At 66.0% G+C, this 18,871-nt stretch carries 17 protein-coding genes; 12 read left to right on the plus strand and 5 right to left on the minus strand.

Annotated elements, in window-relative coordinates:
* The first annotated feature begins 79 nt into the window (after positions 1 to 79).
* The 6 genes from EV669_RS00075 to ylqF all read left to right on the plus strand — a co-directional run bounded on the left by EV669_RS00075 (position 80) and on the right by ylqF (position 5,463).
* Positions 80 to 1,270, plus strand: coding sequence for a CaiB/BaiF CoA transferase family protein (locus tag EV669_RS00075; RefSeq protein WP_132097563.1), 1,191 nt, complete (start codon positions 80 to 82; stop codon positions 1,268 to 1,270).
* Between the two features lie 146 nt (positions 1,271 to 1,416).
* Complete coding sequence (locus tag EV669_RS00080) at positions 1,417 to 3,036, plus strand: electron transfer flavoprotein-ubiquinone oxidoreductase (protein ID WP_055434262.1); 1,620 nt, start codon at positions 1,417 to 1,419, stop codon at positions 3,034 to 3,036.
* Positions 3,037 to 3,306: 270 nt separating this feature from the next.
* Positions 3,307 to 3,879 (plus strand): hypothetical protein, encoded by a 573-nt coding sequence (locus EV669_RS00085; protein ID WP_132097564.1) that lies wholly within the window; start codon positions 3,307 to 3,309, stop codon positions 3,877 to 3,879.
* A gap of 28 nt (positions 3,880 to 3,907) precedes the next feature.
* Positions 3,908 to 4,246, plus strand: a complete 339-nt coding sequence (locus tag EV669_RS00090; RefSeq protein WP_132097565.1) for a DUF4870 family protein — start codon at positions 3,908 to 3,910, stop codon at positions 4,244 to 4,246.
* Positions 4,247 to 4,308: 62 nt separating this feature from the next.
* Positions 4,309 to 4,521: a DUF3820 family protein gene (locus EV669_RS00095; RefSeq protein ID WP_054287025.1), complete on the plus strand. Its 213-nt coding sequence runs from the start codon at positions 4,309 to 4,311 to the stop codon at positions 4,519 to 4,521.
* 3 nt (positions 4,522 to 4,524) lie between these two features.
* Complete coding sequence (gene ylqF, locus EV669_RS00100) at positions 4,525 to 5,463, plus strand: ribosome biogenesis GTPase YlqF (protein WP_132097566.1); 939 nt, start codon at positions 4,525 to 4,527, stop codon at positions 5,461 to 5,463.
* A 95-nt stretch (positions 5,464 to 5,558) separates the two neighbouring features.
* Here the strand turns inward: ylqF and EV669_RS00105 are convergent, their stop codons facing one another.
* From EV669_RS00105 to EV669_RS00120, 4 genes are read right to left on the minus strand one after another with little or no spacing between them, the layout of a single operon-like run.
* Positions 5,559 to 6,017, minus strand: coding sequence for a DUF3592 domain-containing protein (locus EV669_RS00105; RefSeq protein WP_132097567.1), 459 nt, complete (start codon positions 6,015 to 6,017; stop codon positions 5,559 to 5,561).
* Positions 6,014 to 6,508, minus strand: a complete 495-nt coding sequence (locus tag EV669_RS00110; protein ID WP_132097568.1) for a DUF3592 domain-containing protein — start codon at positions 6,506 to 6,508, stop codon at positions 6,014 to 6,016. Before EV669_RS00110 ends, EV669_RS00105 begins: the two co-directional genes overlap by 4 nt.
* 31 nt (positions 6,509 to 6,539) lie before the next feature.
* A complete protein-coding gene (ruvX, locus tag EV669_RS00115; protein ID WP_207913757.1) occupies positions 6,540 to 6,968 on the minus strand; it encodes a Holliday junction resolvase RuvX in 429 nt (142 codons plus the stop codon).
* On the minus strand, positions 6,961 to 7,521 hold the full coding sequence (locus EV669_RS00120) for a YqgE/AlgH family protein (RefSeq protein ID WP_054287042.1): 561 nt from the start codon (positions 7,519 to 7,521) through the stop codon (positions 6,961 to 6,963). The genes ruvX and EV669_RS00120 overlap by 8 nt, the downstream gene beginning before the upstream one ends.
* Before the next feature lie 109 nt (positions 7,522 to 7,630).
* Between EV669_RS00120 and smc the strand changes: the two genes are divergently transcribed.
* The 3 genes from smc (at position 7,631) to EV669_RS13990 (ending at position 13,384) form a co-directional block, all read left to right on the plus strand.
* On the plus strand, positions 7,631 to 11,119 hold the full coding sequence (gene smc / locus EV669_RS00125) for a chromosome segregation protein SMC (protein WP_132097569.1): 3,489 nt from the start codon (positions 7,631 to 7,633) through the stop codon (positions 11,117 to 11,119).
* A 154-nt stretch (positions 11,120 to 11,273) separates the two neighbouring features.
* Complete coding sequence (locus EV669_RS00130; RefSeq protein ID WP_054287019.1) at positions 11,274 to 12,653, plus strand: MFS transporter; 1,380 nt, start codon at positions 11,274 to 11,276, stop codon at positions 12,651 to 12,653.
* A 371-nt stretch (positions 12,654 to 13,024) separates the two neighbouring features.
* Positions 13,025 to 13,384, plus strand: coding sequence for an energy transducer TonB (locus EV669_RS13990; RefSeq protein WP_054286985.1), 360 nt, complete (start codon positions 13,025 to 13,027; stop codon positions 13,382 to 13,384).
* A gap of 4 nt (positions 13,385 to 13,388) precedes the next feature.
* Here the strand turns inward: EV669_RS13990 and EV669_RS00140 are convergent, their stop codons facing one another.
* Positions 13,389 to 13,844 (minus strand): MarR family winged helix-turn-helix transcriptional regulator, encoded by a 456-nt coding sequence (locus EV669_RS00140; RefSeq protein ID WP_055434245.1) that lies wholly within the window; start codon positions 13,842 to 13,844, stop codon positions 13,389 to 13,391.
* 157 nt (positions 13,845 to 14,001) lie between these two features.
* Here EV669_RS00140 and moaA point away from each other — a divergent pair, with 157 nt between their 5' ends.
* The 3 genes from moaA (at position 14,002) to ligA (ending at position 18,824) form a co-directional block, all read left to right on the plus strand.
* On the plus strand, positions 14,002 to 14,982 hold the full coding sequence (gene moaA, locus EV669_RS00145) for a GTP 3',8-cyclase MoaA (RefSeq protein WP_132097571.1): 981 nt from the start codon (positions 14,002 to 14,004) through the stop codon (positions 14,980 to 14,982).
* A 98-nt stretch (positions 14,983 to 15,080) separates the two neighbouring features.
* Complete coding sequence (locus EV669_RS00150; RefSeq protein WP_132097572.1) at positions 15,081 to 16,292, plus strand: cell division protein ZipA C-terminal FtsZ-binding domain-containing protein; 1,212 nt, start codon at positions 15,081 to 15,083, stop codon at positions 16,290 to 16,292.
* A gap of 54 nt (positions 16,293 to 16,346) precedes the next feature.
* The gene (gene ligA, locus EV669_RS00155) at positions 16,347 to 18,824 is read left to right on the plus strand and encodes an NAD-dependent DNA ligase LigA (protein ID WP_132097573.1); all 2,478 of its coding nucleotides are present in this window, start codon (positions 16,347 to 16,349) and stop codon (positions 18,822 to 18,824) included.
* Positions 18,825 to 18,871 lie beyond the last annotated feature (47 nt).

Here is an 18,871-nt window from a genome sequence, read left to right on the forward strand (position 1 = left end):
GGGCCGTTTTTTTTATGCAAGAACCGGTGCCCCGAGGTGCCGGTTGCGGCCCTGTGGGCCCTTCGACGAGGAGAGCATCATGTCTGGCGCACTTTCCGGCATTCGCGTACTGGATCTGACCCGTGTCCTGGCCGGCCCCTGGACGGGCCAGCTGCTGGCGGACCTGGGCGCAGAGGTCATCAAGGTGGAGCGGCCCGGACAAGGCGACGACACGCGGCACTGGGCGCCGCCCAGCCTGCCGGACGGCACGGCGGCGTATTACCTTTCGGCCAACCGCGGCAAGCAGTCGATCACTGTGGACATCACCCGACCGGAAGGCCAGGCCATCGTACGGGAACTGGCCCGGCAGGCCGACGTGCTGCTCGAGAACTACAAGGTGGGCGGGCTCAAGAAGTACGGCCTCGATTACGACAGCCTGCGCACCGTCAATCCGCGGCTGGTGTACTGCTCGATCACCGGTTTCGGTCAGACCGGCCCCTATGCCGAACTGCCCGGCTACGACTACATCGTGCAAGGCATGAGCGGTCTGATGAGCATTACCGGTCCGGCCGACGGTGAGCCGCATAAGGTGGGCGTGGCCGTTACCGACCTCTTCACCGGTCTGTATGCCGCCAATGCGGTGCAGGCCGCCTTGCTGGCGCGTACCCGCTCCGGCGAGGGCCAATACATCGACATGGCGCTGTTCGACTGTGCGCTGGCGATGCTGGCCAACGTCAACATGAACTGGCTGATCGGCCGTGAGGTGCCGCCCCGTCTGGGCAACGCCCATCCCAACATCGTGCCCTACCAGGTTTTCCGGACCGCAGACGGGCATTTCATTCTGGCTTGCGGCAACGACAAGCAGTTCCGTGCGGTGTGCGAGGTGATCGGACTTCAGGGGTTGGCCGAAGACGAGCGCTTCGCCAGCAACCCGGCGCGGGTGCGCAACCGTGCGCTACTGGTCCCCCAACTGGCCGAGGTGTTTGCAGGCAGGACGCGCGACGAATGGCTCAAGGCGCTGGACGAGGCGGGCGTGCCGTGCGGCCCGATCAATACCGTGGACGAGGCATTTGCCGACCCGCAGATCCGCCACCGCGGGCTGGAGATCAGCCTGCCAGACAGCACCGGCCAGTCCGTACCGCTGGTAGGCTGCCCCATCCGGCTGTCGGGGACACCGGTAGAATACCGGCAGGCGCCTCCGGCGCTGGGTGAGCACACCCGAGACATCCTTGCCGGGCTGGGCTACGATGCCGAGTCGATCGAAAGACTGGCTACGCAGGGTGTTGTATGAACACCTGTGCGCTCCGCTCAAACGCTTGTTTGATTTTTGACGCGCCCCGACAACCGTTGCATCATTGACGCCACGCACAATAACGGTCGACCACGGCTGGCCTTCTGCCGGCCCGGGCGCAAGGAGAAACTGTGGAACGCGAATACATGGAATACGACGTGGTGGTGGTGGGGGGCGGCCCCTCCGGCCTGACCGCCGCCATCCGTCTAAAGCAGCTGGCCGCCGAGCAGGGCCGCGAGCTGAGCGTCTGTCTGCTGGAAAAGGGCTCCGAAATCGGGGCGCACATCCTCTCCGGCGCGGTAATAGAGCCGCGCACGCTGAACGAGCTGATCCCCGACTGGAAGGAAAAGGGCGCGCCGCTGAACACGCCGGCGCTGGCCGACCGCTTCCTGTACCTGACCGAAACCGAGTCGATCCAGCTGCCCACTCCGCCGCAGATGCACAATGCCGGCAATTACATCGTCAGCCTGGGCAACTTCTGTCGCTGGCTGGGCCAGCAGGCCGAGGAGCTGGGTGTGGAGATTTACCCCGGCTTCGCTGCGGCCGAAGTACTCTACCATGAGGACGGTTCGGTCAAGGGCGTGGCCACTGGCAACGTCGGCACCGGCAAGAACGGCGACGAGGAAGGCGAGCCGGGCATCGAACTGTGGGCCCGTCAAACCATCTTTGCTGAGGGCTGTCGCGGCTCGCTGACCAAAACCCTCTTCGAGCGCTTCCGCCTGCGTGATGGTGCCGATCCCCAGACCTACGGCATCGGCATCAAGGAGCTGTGGGAAGTGAAACCGGAACACCACCAGCCGGGCAGCATCACCCACACCGTGGGCTGGCCGATGGATACCGGCACTTACGGCGGCTCCTTCCTCTACCATCTGGAGAACAACCAGGTAGCCGTGGGCTTCGTGGTCGGGCTCGACTACAAGAATCCCTACCTTTCCCCGTACGAGGAGTTCCAGCGCTTCAAGACCCATCCGGCCATCCGCAAGGTATTCGAGGGTGGGCGCCGGCTATCCTATGGCGCACGTGCCCTTTCAGAGGGTGGGATCCAGAGCCTGCCGCGCCTCTCCTTCCCCGGCGGCGTGCTGGTGGGCGATACCGCAGGCTTTCTCAACGTGCCCAAAATCAAGGGCACCCACACCGCGATGAAGTCCGCCCTGCTGGCTGCCGATGCCGTGTTTGCCGTGCTTTCGGCCAACCCTGAGGCTATCGGCCAGGAGGCCACCGGCTATGCCGAGGCCTTCCGTTCCAGCTGGCTGCACGACGAGCTGTGGCGCGTGCGTAACATCCGTCCGTCCTTCCGCTGGGGCCTGTGGCCAGCCATGGCGTATTCCGCGCTGGACACCTATCTGTTCCGGGGCAAGGCACCCTGGACGATGCGCCACAAGCATGCGGACAACGAGGCGCTGCGCCCTGCGGCAGAGTATACCCCCATCAGCTATCCCAAGCCTGATGGAGTGCTTACCTTCGACCGGCTGTCTTCGGTGTTTATCTCCAACACCAACCACAGCGAGGATCAGCCGCCGCACCTGCGCCTGAAGGATCCGTCCGTGCCCATCGCGGTGAATCTGGCCACGTATGCCGCACCCGAGCAGCGTTACTGTCCGGCCGGGGTGTACGAGATCGTCGGCTTGGAGGAGAACGCCCCCCGCTTGCAGATCAACGCCCAGAACTGCGTACACTGCAAGACCTGTGACATCAAGGATCCGACCCAGAACATCAACTGGGTCACGCCGGAAGGCGGTGGCGGCCCCAACTATCCGAACATGTGATCGCAAGCCCGGCCTGTGCCGGGCTTTTTGCTGCCCCTTGATGTGCTGGCTTGACAGCCCGGCAAAGGGCCGGGCACCATGACCGCATGCAAACCCGACGTTTCGTCACCTACGCTTATGCTTATTGGTACCGCACCTCAAGGCGGCGCCAAGGCATGCGTTCGGACTGAACACTCCCCATCCTTGCAGATGCCGCCGCGGTCAGGCGGCATCCGTTTGTGGTTCACGATGTTGCTCCGACCGCTAGGCAGACGCCGAACGGAGAACGCCATGAACGACCTCGCCGAAATCCCCCGCCTTGCGCGTGTCAGCGCCGAGCTGTCCGTACCGGCTGTGCTGTGGCCCTTGGCCATCGTGGCCGATGCCGAGTCGATGCACTATCCGGATAGCGGTGAGGCGTATCGCACCTTGCCCGGACATGCGGTGCTGGAGTCGCTGTTGCCGGAGGTCCGTCTTCTGGCCTGTATGTTCGCTGCTGCGCGGCACGACTGGGTACAGACGCCTTCGCCATCGCGCTTCACCTCGCCGGCAGACTGGCTGGCTGCGCGCATGCTGGTGCTGCAGCCCTCTCATGTGGAAACCACTCCGGAAGCTTGGGGGATATTCGAGGGCGCACTGGCTCGGGTGGCCGACTTCTGTGGGCATCACGGGCTGGTTCGCCCGGTGATCGTGCCGGTGATTTCCGGCACCCGCCGTCCCGCGGGCGGTCCACCCATGTGTCTTGCCTGGAGACAGCGGCCGTTCGCGGCACCCCAAGTCCATGGCGCGGTGGCCCACACCCTGGCGGTTCGCGCCGAGCTGGCCGAGCGCCTCTCTACGCTGCGCCGGGCTGCCGGTGTATGATCAAGGGCCCACCTGTACGAGGACAGCCATGGAAATCATCACCCAGACTGACGAGCGCAAGATCGGTACGCTGACCCTGGTGGTCTACATCCTGCAGGCGGTGAGCCTGTTTGTCGGGGTCACGGCGCTGGTGGGCGTCATCATCAACTACCTCAAGCGCAGCGAAGCCGCCGGGACGGTCTACGCCAGCCACTTCAGCTGGCAGATCCGCACGTTCTGGTGGACGGTGGCAGGCTCGGTGGTGGGCGGTGTGCTGATGATCATTGGCGTCGGGTTCCTGATCTGGGCTGCGGTGTATGTGTGGTACATCTATCGCATCGTCCGCGGCTACCTGAACTACAACGATGGTAAGCCGATGCCGGTATGACGCCGTGGCGCGTGCAAGTTTGCGCACGCTTTGGCACAATCCCTGCCCTTTGGGCCGATCTGATGGAACCCGAAGACCTGCTCAAGCTGGCGCGCATGCCGATGCCGTACGGCAAGTACGCTGGCCGCTGCCTGGCCGACCTGCCCGTAGCCTATCTGGTGTGGTTTTCCCAGAAGGGCTTTCCAGCGGGCGAACTGGGCAGGTTGCTGGCGCTGATGCTGGAAATCCGCCACAACGGCCTGACCCATTTACTCGATCCGCTCCGAAAGCACTGACGCATGGCAATCCAATGGTTCCCCGGCCACATGAACAAGGCGCGCAAGGCGCTGGAAGAACGTGTGGCCGATATCGATGTGGTGATCGAAATGCTCGACGCCCGCCTGCCGGCTTCGAGCGCCAACCCGATGATCGCCCGCATGACACGCGGACGACCCGCGCTCAAGATCCTCAACAAGCAGGACCTGGCCGACCCGGCCGTGACTGCCCTGTGGCTGGACTGGTACCGCGCGCGTCCCGGCACCCAGGCGATCGCACTCGATGCCGGCGAGAAGGCCCCCAGCCAGAAGCTGATTGCCGCCTGCCGCGAGCTGGCGCCCAACCGGGGCGGGCTGGATAAGCCCCTGCGTGTGCTGATCTGCGGCATTCCCAACGTGGGTAAGTCCACGCTGATCAATAGCCTGACCGGGCGGCGCATTGCCCGCACCGGCAACGAACCGGGCATCACCAAAGGTGAGCAGCGCATTCTGCTGGCCGATGACTTCGAACTCTTCGATACACCTGGCATGTTGTGGCCCAAGATCGAGGTGCCCGAGGGTGGCTACAACTTGGCTGCCAGCGGTGCCGTGGGGCGCAATGCACTGGACGAGGAGGAAGTGGTGCTGGAATTGCTGCAGTATCTGGCGCGGCACTATGCGGATCTGCTGCGTGCCCGCTACCGACTGGACACGGTGGAGGGCCTGCAGGATTTCGAATTGCTGGAGGCCATCGGCCGCAAGCGTGGGGCGATGCTCGGTGGCGGGCGGGTCAATGTCCAGAAGGCGGCCGAGATCGTGCTGACCGATTTTCGCGCTGCGGCCATCGGACGGGTGTCGCTGGAGCGGCCGGACGAATGGCGCGTCTGGGAAAAGCGGGCCAAGGAAGAAGCAGCACGCCGGCTGGCGGAGCGTCAGGCACGCGAAGCGGAGCGTACCGGCAAGGTCAAGCCTCCGCGCGAGTAGAAGGCAGGTCTCAGCAATATAAAGGCTCGGCAGTTTGCCGGGCTTTTTTATTGCTCTGGCATCAGCCGCGCGCGGCAAGACTAGCCAAGGCCGTTTTAGCCGGACAGGGCAAACAGCAGCGACACAGCCGCAACGGCCAGCGCCAGATACCGCCCCAGCTTGGCAGGCCAGCTATCGCCGGGTTCCAGACAGGCTTCTGCCGGATTGGCCGGGTTGTAGTGAACGGTGGTCGGCCCGCCGACCGGGTACCGGGTCAGTACGGCCTCGGCCTCGGCGCGGTTACTGCTGAATCCGGGCTCGGGGAAGCGGCGGCGTGTGCTTTCGTAGGTCTGGTTGTTCACGGTGTAGCGATAGCGCACTACCGCACGCCAGCCGGGCGGGCGGTCCGCGTCACCACCCTGGCGATCCCGCTGTTCGAGCGCGCTCTCCAGCATGATGCCGCTTACGGTTGGCCATCGTGTTGCCGCATCGGCCGTGCCAGCACTGCGCCAGAAGTGCACGAACCCCGCAAGGCCCGCCAATACACCCAGCCATGCCAGCAGCTTGAAAATCATGCCGGGTTCCTCCGTAGATGATAGGCGTGCCGCAACTGGCGCCAAAGGCTGTATCCAAACAACAGGGTCAGCGCCCCGAGAATGAAGCGGGCCAGACGCACATCATCGCTGGGCCCGCGTACCAGCACCGCTGCGCGTGGATTGTGCGGGTTGTAATAGACCACTACTTTCTTGCCCGCAGGATACCGACGCACAATGTCTTCGGCCGAGGTCTTGTCGCCGGGAAGGCTGCTGTCCACTGCGAAGATACGGTCTTGGCGGTAGCTGTGGCCCTGGACGGTATAGCAGTATTGCACCCGCGCCTGCCAAGAAATCTGGTCGGGGGCATGCGGTGGGCTGACGACCTGCAGCCGGCTGGCCAGGATGCGGCCTTCGGCGGTGGGCCAGGTAGCCATCTCCGGTCCGGGCTTGAGCAGGAAGTACAGCAACACGAGCAGGCTGGCCAGAAAGGCGAACATCAGCAGGCTGGTACGCCGGCGCAGGGACATCATGGTGAGGGCTTTCACAACGGGCAGGGCAGGCTCAGACGGCCTCACCCTGCTGTTCGAACCAGGCTTGCAGGATGGCCTGGGCCGCGACCTGATCCAGCACCGGCTTCTGGCGCCGACCCTTGAGGCCGGCTTCCTCAAGCAGGCTTTCTGCCACCAAGGAGGTATGGCGCTCGTCCACCAGCCAGACCGGCAGGCCGTAGCGGCCCTTCAGACGCTGAGCGAAGCGGCGCGCAAGCTGGGTCATCGCGTGCGGGCTACCGTCAGCGTGGGTGGGCAGCCCCACCACCAGTTGGGCCGGACGCCACTCCTCAAGCAGGCGGGCAATGGCGGCAAAACGGTCGTCGGTGGTTTGCGCTTGGATCGTGGTCAGGGGGTGGGCGATGCCGAGCATGGGTTCGCCCACCGCCACGCCGATGCGGCGTTCGCCGAAATCGAAGGCCAGTGCCGTACCGTCAGGCATGTCCGATATCACCCGACAGGAGCGCGGGGTCGAAGCCGAGCAGGGCCATGGCTGCGTCGTACCGTTCCTCCGCTGGCAGGCTGAAGATGATGTCGGCGCGTGCCGGTACGGTCAGCCAGGCGTTCTCGCCGATCTCGTCCTCGATCTGGCCGGCGGTCCAGCTGGCATAGCCCAGGCTGATCAGCAGCGTGCCGGGGCCGCGGCCTTCGGATACCGCCTGCAGCACGTCCTTGGAGGTGGTCAGCGCGATCTCTTCGGTGACGAGCAGGCTTGACTGCCAACTGCCTGCCGGCTGATGCAGTACGAAGCCGCGATCGGGCTGGACAGGCCCGCCGAAGAACACTGGCGCTGCCTTGAGGCTGTCGTCCTGCAGCGGCAGGTCGATCTGGTCGAAGAGCTGTGCCATCACCAGGCCGGAAGGCTTGTTGACGATGACACCCATGGTTCCGTGCTCGCCGTGCTCGCACACGAATACCAGCGACTTGGCGAACAGGGGATCGGCCATGTTGGGCATGGCGATCAGGAAGTGATTCGAAAGCGATAACGATTCCATGCTGGGATTATGGCACAAGTGTTGGTTGAACATCGGCGGCGGCAGATGCGCTCAAGACCGCAGCCCTTGTTAGAATGCGCGTTTACTCTTTTTCTGCAATGAGGACGTCTTGCGACTGACCCATATCAAGCTGGCAGGGTTTAAGTCCTTCGTGGACCCCACCAGTATCCCGGTCCCCGGCCAGCTGGTAGCGGTGATCGGCCCGAACGGCTGCGGCAAATCCAACGTGATCGACGCGGTCCGCTGGGTGCTGGGCGAGTCTTCGGCCAAGCAGCTGCGCGGCGAGTCGATGCAGGACGTCATCTTCAACGGCTCGGGAACGCGCAAGCCGGTCTCGCGTGCCTCGGTGGAGCTAGTATTCGACAACGGTGACGGCCAGCTCACCGGCCCCTGGGGACAGTATGCCGAAGTCGCGATAAAAAGGGTGTTGACGCGGCAGGGCGAGTCCAGCTACTACATCAATGGCCAGCAGGTCCGTCGCCGGGACATCACCGATCTCTTCCTCGGCACCGGCGTGGGCGCGCGCGGCTATGCGGTGATCGAGCAGGGCATGATCTCCCGCATCATCGAGGCGCGTCCGGAGGAGCTGCGGGCCTACCTGGAGGAGGCCGCCGGCGTCTCCAAATACAAGGAGCGCCGCCGCGAGACCGAAAACCGCCTGAGCGACACCCGTGCCAACCTGGAACGCATCGAGGACGTGCGCCAAGAGCTGGAGCGCCAGGTGGAGAAGCTCTCGGAACAGGCTGAAGTGGCTGCCCAGTACCATGACTTGCGCGGTGCGCTGACCCACAAGCAGAACCTGCTCGCGCTGGCCCGACGGGAAGAGGCCGCCAGGAACGAGGCCGCTGCGCGCGCGGAGCTGGCGCGCATCGAGACCGAGGAAGCTGCCCTGGAGGCCGCTGCCACGCATCACGAAGCCGAATCCACCGCAGTGCGCGAGGCGCATTTTGCCGCGAGCGACGCCGTGCATGTCGCCCAGCAGGCCCTGTCGGAAGCCAATGCCCGGCTGGCCCGGCTGGAGGAGGCTGCCCGGCACCGCGAGCAGTCCCGCTTGCGGATCGAGCGCGAGCTGAGCGCGGCGCGCAACGAACGTCAGACCTTGGCCGAAAGCCGCGCGCAGGTGGAGGCCGAGCTCGACGAGTGGCTGCCCCGGCGCGAAGAGGCCCAGTTGCGACAGGAAGAGGCTCAGATGGCGCTGGAGGACGGTGCGGACGGCCTGCCCGAAGCGGAGGCCGCCTTCCGGCAAGCGGACAGCCGGCTGAGCGCCGAAACCGGGCGCATGGCACAACTGACGCGCGAGCGCGATCTGGCCCGTCAGAAGGCCGACCATCTGCGGACGGCACTGGAGCGTGTAGCCGCCCGCGAGATGGCCCTGCAGAACGAACTATCAGCGCTCAACCTGCCAGACAGTGCCCAGCTGGAGGCGGCCCGTGCGGCCACCGAAGCGGCCCGCACCGCGCTGGCCCGGGTGCGCGATCGCGTTGCCACTGACGAGAACCGTGTGGCAGACCTGGCTCGGGAGCGGGAAAAAGTGGACGAGTCGCTGGCGACCGCCCGTACGCAGCTGGCCCGCGCCGAGGCCGAGGCCGGTGCGCTGTCGGCCTTCATCGCGCGGGAGGCCGCAGGCGAGGCACTGACGGGCTGGATGGAAGAAGCAGGGTTGGCCGAAGCGGCCCCGCTGTGGGCTGCGATCGAGGTGGATCCGATTTGGCGCAGCGCCTTCGAAGCGGTGATGGCCGATCGGCTGACCGCGTTTGCCGGCCCCCTGCCGAACAGTCTGCCGCCAGCACCGCTGGTGCTGGTGGATGTATCTGCCACCTCCGTGCCGGGGGCTACGGGGGGCGCCGGTCCTCGCCTGCGTGATGCGGTGCAGGCTCCGGCACCGTTTGCCGCCGCGCTCGACGACTGGCTGGAGGGCGTGTTCCGTGCCGAGTCGCTGCAGGCGGCGCTGGCGGGACGGGATCGGCTGGCCGCTGGCCAGCTGTGGGTGACACCCGAAGGCCACCGGGTTAGCCGCACTACCGTGAGCTATCGCGCCGATGCTGCCGGGGACGGCCTGATGGCCCGCAAGGCGGCGCTGGCTGCCGCCGAAGAGAAGGCTGCGGCCCTGCGTCCGGAAATCGCCGAGCTGGAAGCGCGCCGGGCCGCGCTTGTCAGCCAGGCCGGCATGCTGACCGAGGCCGTGCGCGCGCAGAAGGGGGCGCTCGGACGCTTGGAGGGCGAGCTCAACCAGGCCACGCTGGAAGAAGTGAAGCTCGACCAGGCCGCCCGTCAGGGCGCAGCCCGGCTTGGCGCCATCGAGGCAGAGCGCGAGCGGCTGGCGGAGGAGCGCGAGGGGGCCACGCTGGAGATCGAAGAAGCCGGCCTGAGCATGGAAGAGGCGGCCTTGGCACTGGATGCGCTGTCCGAAGGCTTGGAATCGGCCCGGCTGGCGCGGCTGAATGCCGAAACCGGCCTCGAGCTGGCGCGCAGCCGCACTCGGGACGCGGAGCGGGCTGTGCATGAAGCCCGCTTGGCGCTGTCCACCGCCGAACAGAAAGTGGCCGAGCTTGCACGCCGCGCCCGGGAGCTCGGGGAGCGGGAAGCGGCCTTGCAGGAGCGGATGGAGGCCTTGGCCGAAGAGGCGGAAACCACCGACGAGTCGGTGCCCGAAGAGGCCTTGCAGGAAGCGTTGGAAGAACGCACTGCCTGCGAGGCGGCGCTGGCGCAGGCTCGCGACGAACTGAACGGGCTGGCCGAACGCATGCGCGCGCTGGCCGCGCAGCAGCAGTCGCTGCAGTCAGCCCTGCCGGCGCTGCGCGATGCCCGGCAGACCCAGCTCTTGCGTCATCAGGAGGCGCGCATCGCGGTGGAGCGCTTCACCGAAGAACTGGTCAATGCCGGGGCGGACGAGGCTACCCTACGCGCCGACCTCAACGAAGGCGTGAAGCCCAGTGCCTTGGCTGCGGAGATCGCGCGGCTGGCCCGGGCGCTGGAAAACCTCGGCGCCGTTAACCTGGCAGCGCTGGAAGAGCTGGAGGAAGCTCGCAAGCGCGGCGAATACCTGACCACCCAGGCCGACGACCTGACGAGGGCGATGGCCATGCTGGAAGAGGCCATCGCCAAGATCGACGCCGAAACGCGCGACATGCTGCGCGCCACCTACGACGCGGTGAACGCCCGCATGAGCGAGTTCTTCCCCACGCTGTTCGGAGGTGGGCGCGCCGAGCTGGTGCTGACCGGCGAGGACCTGCTGGATGCGGGCATCCAGATCATCGCCCAGCCGCCGGGCAAGAAGAACAGCACCATTCATCTGCTCTCGGGGGGGGAAAAGGCGCTGACCGCGATGAGCCTGGTGTTCTCGCTGTTCTCGCTCAATCCTGCCCCGTTCTGCCTGCTGGACGAGGTGGATGCCCCGCTGGACGATGCCAACACCAGCCGTTTCTGCGACCTGGTCAAGCGCATGTCGGAGAAGACGCAGTTCCTTTACATCAGTCACAACCGGCTGACGATGGAAATGGCCGAGCAGCTGGTGGGCGTGACCATGCAGGAGCAGGGGGTGAGCCGCATCGTGGCGGTGGACATCGTCGAGGCGCTGAAGATGCGCGAGACCGCATGAGGGCGAGACTACAGCGTTGCGACGTCAAACTACGAAACCCGGCGCCGTGGTGTGCCGGGCTTGATACCGCTCAAAGAGCGCAGCAGACGGGGGTGTCCATACTCCCGGCCCTCGGGACCGCATGCGGCCGAACTACGCAGGAGCGTCTTCAACAGTGACCATTCGCATCCGACGCTGGGAACCGGAAAACCTGATTTTCTGGCTGACCCGCGGCAAGCCCCTGGCCTTGCGCAACCTCACGCTGTCCACACTGGCGCTGCATCTGAATTTCAACATCTGGATGATGTGGAGCATGGTGGTGGTTAACTTGCCGGCCATCGGGTTTCAGCTCACCAGCCAGCAGCAGTTTCTCCTGGTATCCATCCCGCCCTTGGTCGGGGCGTTAATGCGCGTGCTGTATTCCTGGGTCTGGAGTTGGGTGGGGGGTGGGCTGTGGCTGGGCCTCTCCACCCTTCTGCTGGTGCTGCCGGCTTTCGGGGTGGGGCAGGTGGTGCAGGACATCAGTGCGCCGTTCCCGCTGCTGCTTCTGGTGGCCGCCAGCTGTGGCATCGGCGGCGGGGCCAGCGCCTCGCACCTCTCCAATATCAGCTTTTTCTTCCCGAAGTCGGCCAAGGGCTTTGCCATGGGCATCAATGCAGGCTTTGGCAACTTGGGGGTGTCGGTAGCGCAGCTGGTGGTGCCGCTGGTTATCGCGGTGCCGCTCTTCGGTGCCTGGTCGGGCCCGCCGCAGATCTGGGGCCAAGGCGGCAGCGTGTCGCCGGTGTGGCTGCAGAATGCCGGGCTGGTGTGGCTGCCGCTGGTGCTGCTAGTGGGGGTGCTCTGTCTGCTCTATGCCCACGACCTGCCCAAGCTGCGCATCACTCCGCGCGACCAGTGGGAGATGATGCGCCACCCACATACCTGGTACATCTGCCTGCTCTACATGGGCAGCTATGGCACCTTCCTTGGCTTTGCCGCGGCCTTTCCGCTGCTGGCGCATGCCATGTTCCCGCTGCAGGACGTCAGCCCCTATGCCTTCATCGGGCCGATGCTGGCGGCCCTGTCGCGGCCGCTGGGCGGCTGGCTGGGGGATCGGGTGGGTGGTGGTGTCACCACCCTGGGGTGCAATCTGGTGATGGCACTGGCCACCGTCGGCGTCTACCTCAGCTTGCCTTCGGCCGACGAGGGCGGCGCCTTCTGGCTGTTTCTGCTGATGTTCGAGGTGATTTTCCTCGCGGCCGGCATCGGCAACGGCTCGTCGTACCAACTGGCGCCAAAGGTCTTCCTGATCGAGGCCGGACGTGAAGCGCAGGACCAAGGCGAAGGGTTGGCCGAAGCCTACCGCCGCGGCGGACGCCGCGGCGCGGCGGCGATGAACGTCAGCTCGGTGATGGCCGCCTTCGGCGGCTTCGTCATTCCCAAGACCTTCGGGACCGCGCTGGAGATGACCGGCTCCTTCGTCCCGGCCTTCGGCTTGTTCTTCGCTTTCTACTTGCTGTCGGTAGGGGTGGCTTGGTGGTTCTACGCCCGACGTCGGGCCGAGATGCGCTGCTAGTGCCCATGGCACAGGCTGGACGGATCCGGGCACTGGCCTGGGGCGCCTCCCTGCTGTTGCACGTCTTGGCCTTCGGCAGCGTGCGCAGTGCCGGGCAGGCGGTACAGTCGCAAGTGCCCGCTGTCCCCGCGTCGCCGCTGATGCTGACCTTCCTGCCTTCAGCGCCCCCAACCCCGCCCGGCCCCCCGGATGCCTTGCCGGCGCCGTCGCCACAAACCAGGCCTGTTCAGGCGCTGGCGGCGCCTCACCCGGGCCCGCTGCGCTCTTCTCCAGCGCCCCAGCCCACCCCAGCCGGGGTTTCATCCTCTCTTGCCACGTCTGCCGGTCGGGCGGCGGCCGCTCCTCCTTCTGGGCTACCGGCAGACGGAGCCATGCCTGAGGCAGGGGCTTCGGCCAACCTGGAGGGCGCCATCAAACCCATGGCGCCACCCGATTCGTCGGGTTCGGCACCACAGCCGCCGCGCCCTCTGGAGCGCATGCGCCCGGCGTACCCGGCTCTGGCCCGGGAGCGTGGTGAAGAGGGCACGGTGCTGCTCGGGGTGCGGATCGGAACGGACGGCAGGGTACGGGAGGTCCGTCTGCTTCGCTCCAGCGGCTCGCTGGTGCTGGATGCGGCCGCCTCGCGTGCCGCCGAGCAGTGGCGCTTCCAGCCGGCGCAGAGCGAGGGCCGGCCGGTCGAGGCATGGCTGAATGTGCCGGTGCCGTTCCGGCTGGAAGGCGCAGGTTCCTGAAGGCTCAGGCGTCCGGCGGAGACGTAGGGGAACGAAAGGCACTGCGCAGATTGGTCAGTGCGGTGCAGAAGGCATCCAGCTGGGTCTGGTCAAAACCGTCGAATGCGGCCTGCATGTAGGCCAGGTGGGCGGGGAAAACCTGCTGAAACAGCGCCTCGCCTGTGGCGGTGAGAGCGATGAAGATCGAGCGGCGATCCTGCGGGAGGGGTGTGCGCGTCACCAGGCCCTTTTCTTCCAGACGGTCGATCACCCCCGTCAGGGTGCCCTTGGTGATCAAGGTTTTCTCCGACAGTTGCTTGCAGCTCATACCCGGCGTGTTACCCAAAGTGGCGATCACGTCGAACTGGGGCGGTGTCAGGCCCATCTGCCGCACATGGCGTGCAGAAAAGTGTTCAAACGCCTGGAAGGTACGCGCCAGTTCGCGCACCACGGGCAGAAAGGGCGCTTCGTGCTTGGACATGTGGACTCCGGCAAACAAGGGCCTGCCCCGCCAGGCGGGGAACTGACAGCGCGATTCTCGCACAAAAGTGCATCCCGCCCGGCCCCAGGCCGACAAAAAGTGCAGGCCGACCCGGGCTTCTTTGTACAATGTCGGAAAAACCTTCACAGCACTTGCCATGACCACCCTGCAGGACCGGTTCGGCCGGTCCATCGACTATCTGCGCGTTTCGGTCACCGACCGGTGCGACCTGCGTTGCAGCTACTGCCTGCCCAAGGGCTTCAAGGGTTTCGAGGAACCGGCCAACTGGCTGACCTTCGACGAACTGGAGCGGGTGGTGGCCGCCTTCGCAAGACTGGGCACCCGACGCGTGCGCCTGACGGGCGGCGAACCCCTGTTACGTCGCAACCTGCCCGAGCTGGCCGGCCGTCTGTCGGCCCTGCCGGGCCTGCAGGATCTCTCGCTCACGACCAACGCCACCCAGCTGGCGCATCAGGCCCATGCCTTGCGCGCAGCGGGCGTGAACCGCCTGAATGTCAGCCTGGACTCGCTGCAGCGCGAGCGCCTGCACACCCTCATCGGCCGCGACGGCCTGCCGCAGATCATGGAAGGACTGGCCAGTGCCCGCGAAGCCGGCTTCGCCCCCATCAAGATCAATATGGTGGCTCTCAAGGACGTCAACGACGACGAAGTGGAAGCGATGGCCGCCTTCTGCATCGAGCAAGGCTTCGTCCTGCGCCTGATCGAAGCAATGCCCATGGGTGATACCGGCCGTGCGGCAGGCTTTCTCGACTTGCAGCCCGTGCTTGGCCGGCTGCGCGAGCGCTTCGGGCTGGTGCCACAATCGTCGGAGCTGGGGGGCGGCCCGGCCCGCTATTGGCAGACGCCCGATGGCCGTTTCACGTTAGGGCTTATTACACCGATTTCGCAGCACTTCTGCGCCACCTGCAACCGGGTGCGCCTGTCGGTGGATGGCACGCTGTATATGTGCCTAGGGCAGGAAGCACGCTATGCGCTGCGGCCGCTGCTGCGTGCCGGCATCAGCGACCAAGGGCTGGAAGAGGCCATTCGCGAGGCCATCGAGCTCAAGCCCGAGCGACATGAATTTCGCGAACGGCCCGACAAACTGGTACGCTTCATGTCGATGACGGGTGGCTGAGTGGCCCGAAGCAAGCGCCAGAACCCGCGCCGGATATGGTGTCCGACGGTGTTCGGCTATAATCCTCCCCACCATTCGCCTTAACGCGGACTAGCTGAATGAGCGAATTACAGATCGGTATTCTGGTACTGGCAGGCGCCGTGGTCGGCCTTGTCTATGGCTTCAACGTGTTTCAGGAATGGCGTTTCCGCAAGCGGACCCGCCAGGCCTTCGGCCGCAACCACGATGATGTCCTTCTCAACGTGCCCAAGAACAACGTGCGCGATGGCGCCCGCACGGACCGGCTGGAGCCGGTGCTGGTAGACGTACCGTTGGCCGATGACGATGATTTCGATGCCTTCGAGCCCGAATGGCCGCCCGAGCCTCCGACTCCGGCTTCCCGTCCCGCGCCCGCTGCGCCGGTTGCAGTGCCGCGCATGGCTCCGCCGATCGAGAGGGAGCCTGTCACCCTCATGGACGAGCCGGAGCCCACGCCCAGTCCCTTCGATTCCCCTGACCACCAGGCGCTGGTGGTGGCCATGCTCGACCCTTCGCTGGATTTCATCGCTGAGGTGGTGTTTGTCCAGCCGCACGAGTTGGCCGCCATGCCGCGCTTCAACGTGGCCAAGCGCACCCAAATCATCGGCCGGACCGAAACCGGCCTGTGGAAGCCGGCAGAAGTTGTGCCCGGCACCCGCTACAAGCAGTTGAACGTCGGCCTGCAGTTGGTGGATCGCGGCGGTGCCGTGACCGAGCAGGAGCTCTCCAGCTTCTGCCAGCAGGTCGCGCGGTTTGCCGAGGAGCACGAAGCCAGCGTCAGCTTCCCGCAGCGTCAGCAGAAGTTGGTGGCCGCCCGCGAGCTGGACCGCTTCTGCGCGGACGTGGACGTGCTGATCGGCATCAACCTGATCGCGCGCGCGCCCATCGAAGGCACCCGCCTGCGCGTGTTTGCCGAAAGTGCCGGGCTGCAGCTGGAGCCGGATGGCGCCTTCCACTACCTTGCCGACTCCGGGAACACCCTCTACTCGCTGGCTTCGGCCGACCAGGTGCCGTTCACCCTGCATTCGCTGTTGGACAAATCCTTCCCGGCGCTTACCCTGCTGTTTGACGTGCCTCGCGTTGCCGGCGGCGTAGAGGTGTTCGACCGTGCCGTCCAGTTTGCCAAGGAACTGGCCGATGAGTTCGGCGCGCAACTGGTGGATGACAACCGCCGCCCTCTATCGGACATCGGGCTGGCGCGCATCCGGGACCAACTGATCCGGATCTACGGCAACATGGACGACCGGGGCATCGCGCCCGGCAGCGTAGCGGCCCTGCGGTTGTTTGCGTGACCCCATCTTCCTGAGCGGGCCGGCCTGTGCCGGCCCTTTTCGTTTGAGGCTTCCATGGCTCCGATTCCTGACGACGTGACCGCCCGCGCTGCCCAGCTGACGGCGCTGCTCGAACGCTATAACCACGAATACTACGTGCTGGATGCGCCTACCGTACCGGATGCCGAGTACGACCGGCTGTTCCGCGAACTGCAGGCCCTGGAAGCGGCCTGGCCGGCGCTGCGTACCCCTGCTTCCCCCACCCAGCGGGTGGGCGGCACCCCGGTGCCGGTGTTCGAGAGCGTGCGTCACGCAGTGCCGATGCTGTCGCTCAACAATGCCTTCTCCGATCTGACCCAAGACGACTTTGCCGTACGGCATGCCGAGATCATCCAGTTTGACGAACGGGTGCGTCGGGGGCTGGGTCGGTCGGACAGCCCGGTGCGGTATGCAGTGGAACCCAAGTTCGACGGCCTGGCGATCAGTCTGGTGTACGAACACGGCGTGCTGACGCAGGCGGCCACCCGGGGCGACGGGCTGACGGGTGAGAACGTCACCGAAAACGTGCGCACCGTGCGCACCGTGCCCCTGCGCCTGGCCACCTCGCAACCGCCGGCCCTCCTGGAGGTGCGCGGGGAGGTGCTGATGCTGCGTCGGGACTTCGAGGCTCTCAATGCGGCACAAGCCGCCCGGGGCGACAAAGTGTTCGCCAATCCGCGCAATGCGGCGGCAGGTAGCCTGCGCCAACTCGATTCGCGCATCACGGCCCAGCGACGCCTGTCCTTCTTCGCTTACGCCATCGCTCGGGTAGAAGGTGCGACGTGGCCGGATACCCATCAGTACGAGATGCAGTGGCTGGAGCAGCTTGGCCTGCCGCTGGTGGTCCCGGCCCTGCGCCCGGTGGTAGAGGGCGTGGAGGGTCTGGCTGAATACTACGAGCGGGTGCATGCCCAGCGGTCTACGTTGCCCTACGACATCGATGGTGTGGTGTACAAGGTTGACAGCCTGGCCGACCAGGCACGCCTCGGCTTCGTATCGCGCGCGCCGCGCTGGGCCATCGCGCACAAGTTTCCTGCCGAAGAGGCGCTGACGGTGGTGGACGCCATCGAGGAGCAGGTCGGCCGCACGGGGGCGCTTACGCCGGTGGCCCGGCTGCGGCCGGTGGCGGTGGGCGGCGTGACAGTGACCAATGCCACCCTGCACAACGAGGATGAGGTACACCGCAAGGACGTGCGGGTGGGTGATACGGTGATCGTGCGCCGTGCTGGCGACGTGATTCCGGAGGTGGTGGGTGTCGTACTGGAGCGTCGGCCAATGCAACCGGTGGCCGGCGGTGACCTGTTCAGTCCGTCCGAAGCGCCTCTCCATCCCCCTTACCGGATCCCGGCCACTTGTCCGGTGTGCGGCAGCCACGTGGTACGCGAAGAAGGCGAGGCCGTGGCCCGTTGCAGCGGCGGACTGGTGTGCAGCGCCCAGCGCAAGCAGGCCATCCTGCATTTTGCCGGCCGTCGCGCCATGGACATCGAAGGCTTGGGCGAGCGCTATGTGGATGCCTTGGTGGATCTGGGATTCGTGCACAGCGTGGCCGATCTCTATCATCTTACCCTGGCCGACTTCGTTGCCATGAAGGCCCGTAGCGACGAGACCGCCAGCCCCTTGGCCGAAGCAGAGGTCCCGGGGGCAGCCAGCTCTCCCCGTACGGCGCCGACGCGCTGGGCGGAAAACCTGCTTGCTGGCATCGCGGCCAGCAAGACGCCCCCCTTGGCCCGTTTCCTGTTCGCACTTGGCATCCGTCATGTCGGAGAGTCCACCGCCAAGACCCTGGCTGACTGGCTGGGCAGTCTGGAGCGGGTGCGCCAGGCGCCGGCACCCATCCTGGCGGCGCTGCCGGATATCGGGCTAGTGGTGGCGGAGGCAATTGCCGAGTTCTTTGCCGAGCCGAACAATGCCGCGGCCATCGATGCGCTGCTTGCGGCGGGCGTGCGTCCGCAGGGCGAAGGTCTGCCCGCCGCTGCGCTCGCCGAGCAGCTGGAGCCGGCGCGCCTGCTGACACGAATGGGGATTCCCCGCCTGACCGAACTGCGCGCTGGCCAGCTTCTGGCACAGGCCGGCAGTCTGGAGGCGCTTGTCACTCTGGCGCCTGAGCAGCTGCCTGCGGCCTGGCCCGAGCCTTTGCGTCTGGCCTGGAGGGAATGGCTGACCCAGCCGGAACGGCGGGCCTTGCTGGCCGCAACCGCTCACCAGCGGAGTGCGCTCCTCGCGGCCTTGCCAGCCATGCCCGACGTTTCGGCCAACCTGCCCCTGGCTGGCCGGACACTGGTGCTGACGGGGACCCTGCCGACATTGACGCGCGAGGCGGCACAGGCCTTGATTGAGGCGGCCGGCGGCAAGGTGTCCGGCAGCGTGTCACGCAAGACGGACTATGTGGTGGCGGGCGAGGCGGCCGGAAGCAAGCTGGCCAAGGCTGAGAGCCTGGGAGTACCGGTGCTGGACGAAGCCGGGCTGCAGGCGCTGCTGGCGGGCACCATGGCTGGAGGCGAGGCAGCCTCTTGAGATCGAGAAAGTAGAGGCCGTTCGGCAAAAGCCCTACAATGCCGGTC

The organism is Gulbenkiania mobilis, from assembly GCA_004346645.1.
GTDB lineage: Bacteria > Pseudomonadota > Gammaproteobacteria > Burkholderiales > Chromobacteriaceae > Gulbenkiania > Gulbenkiania mobilis.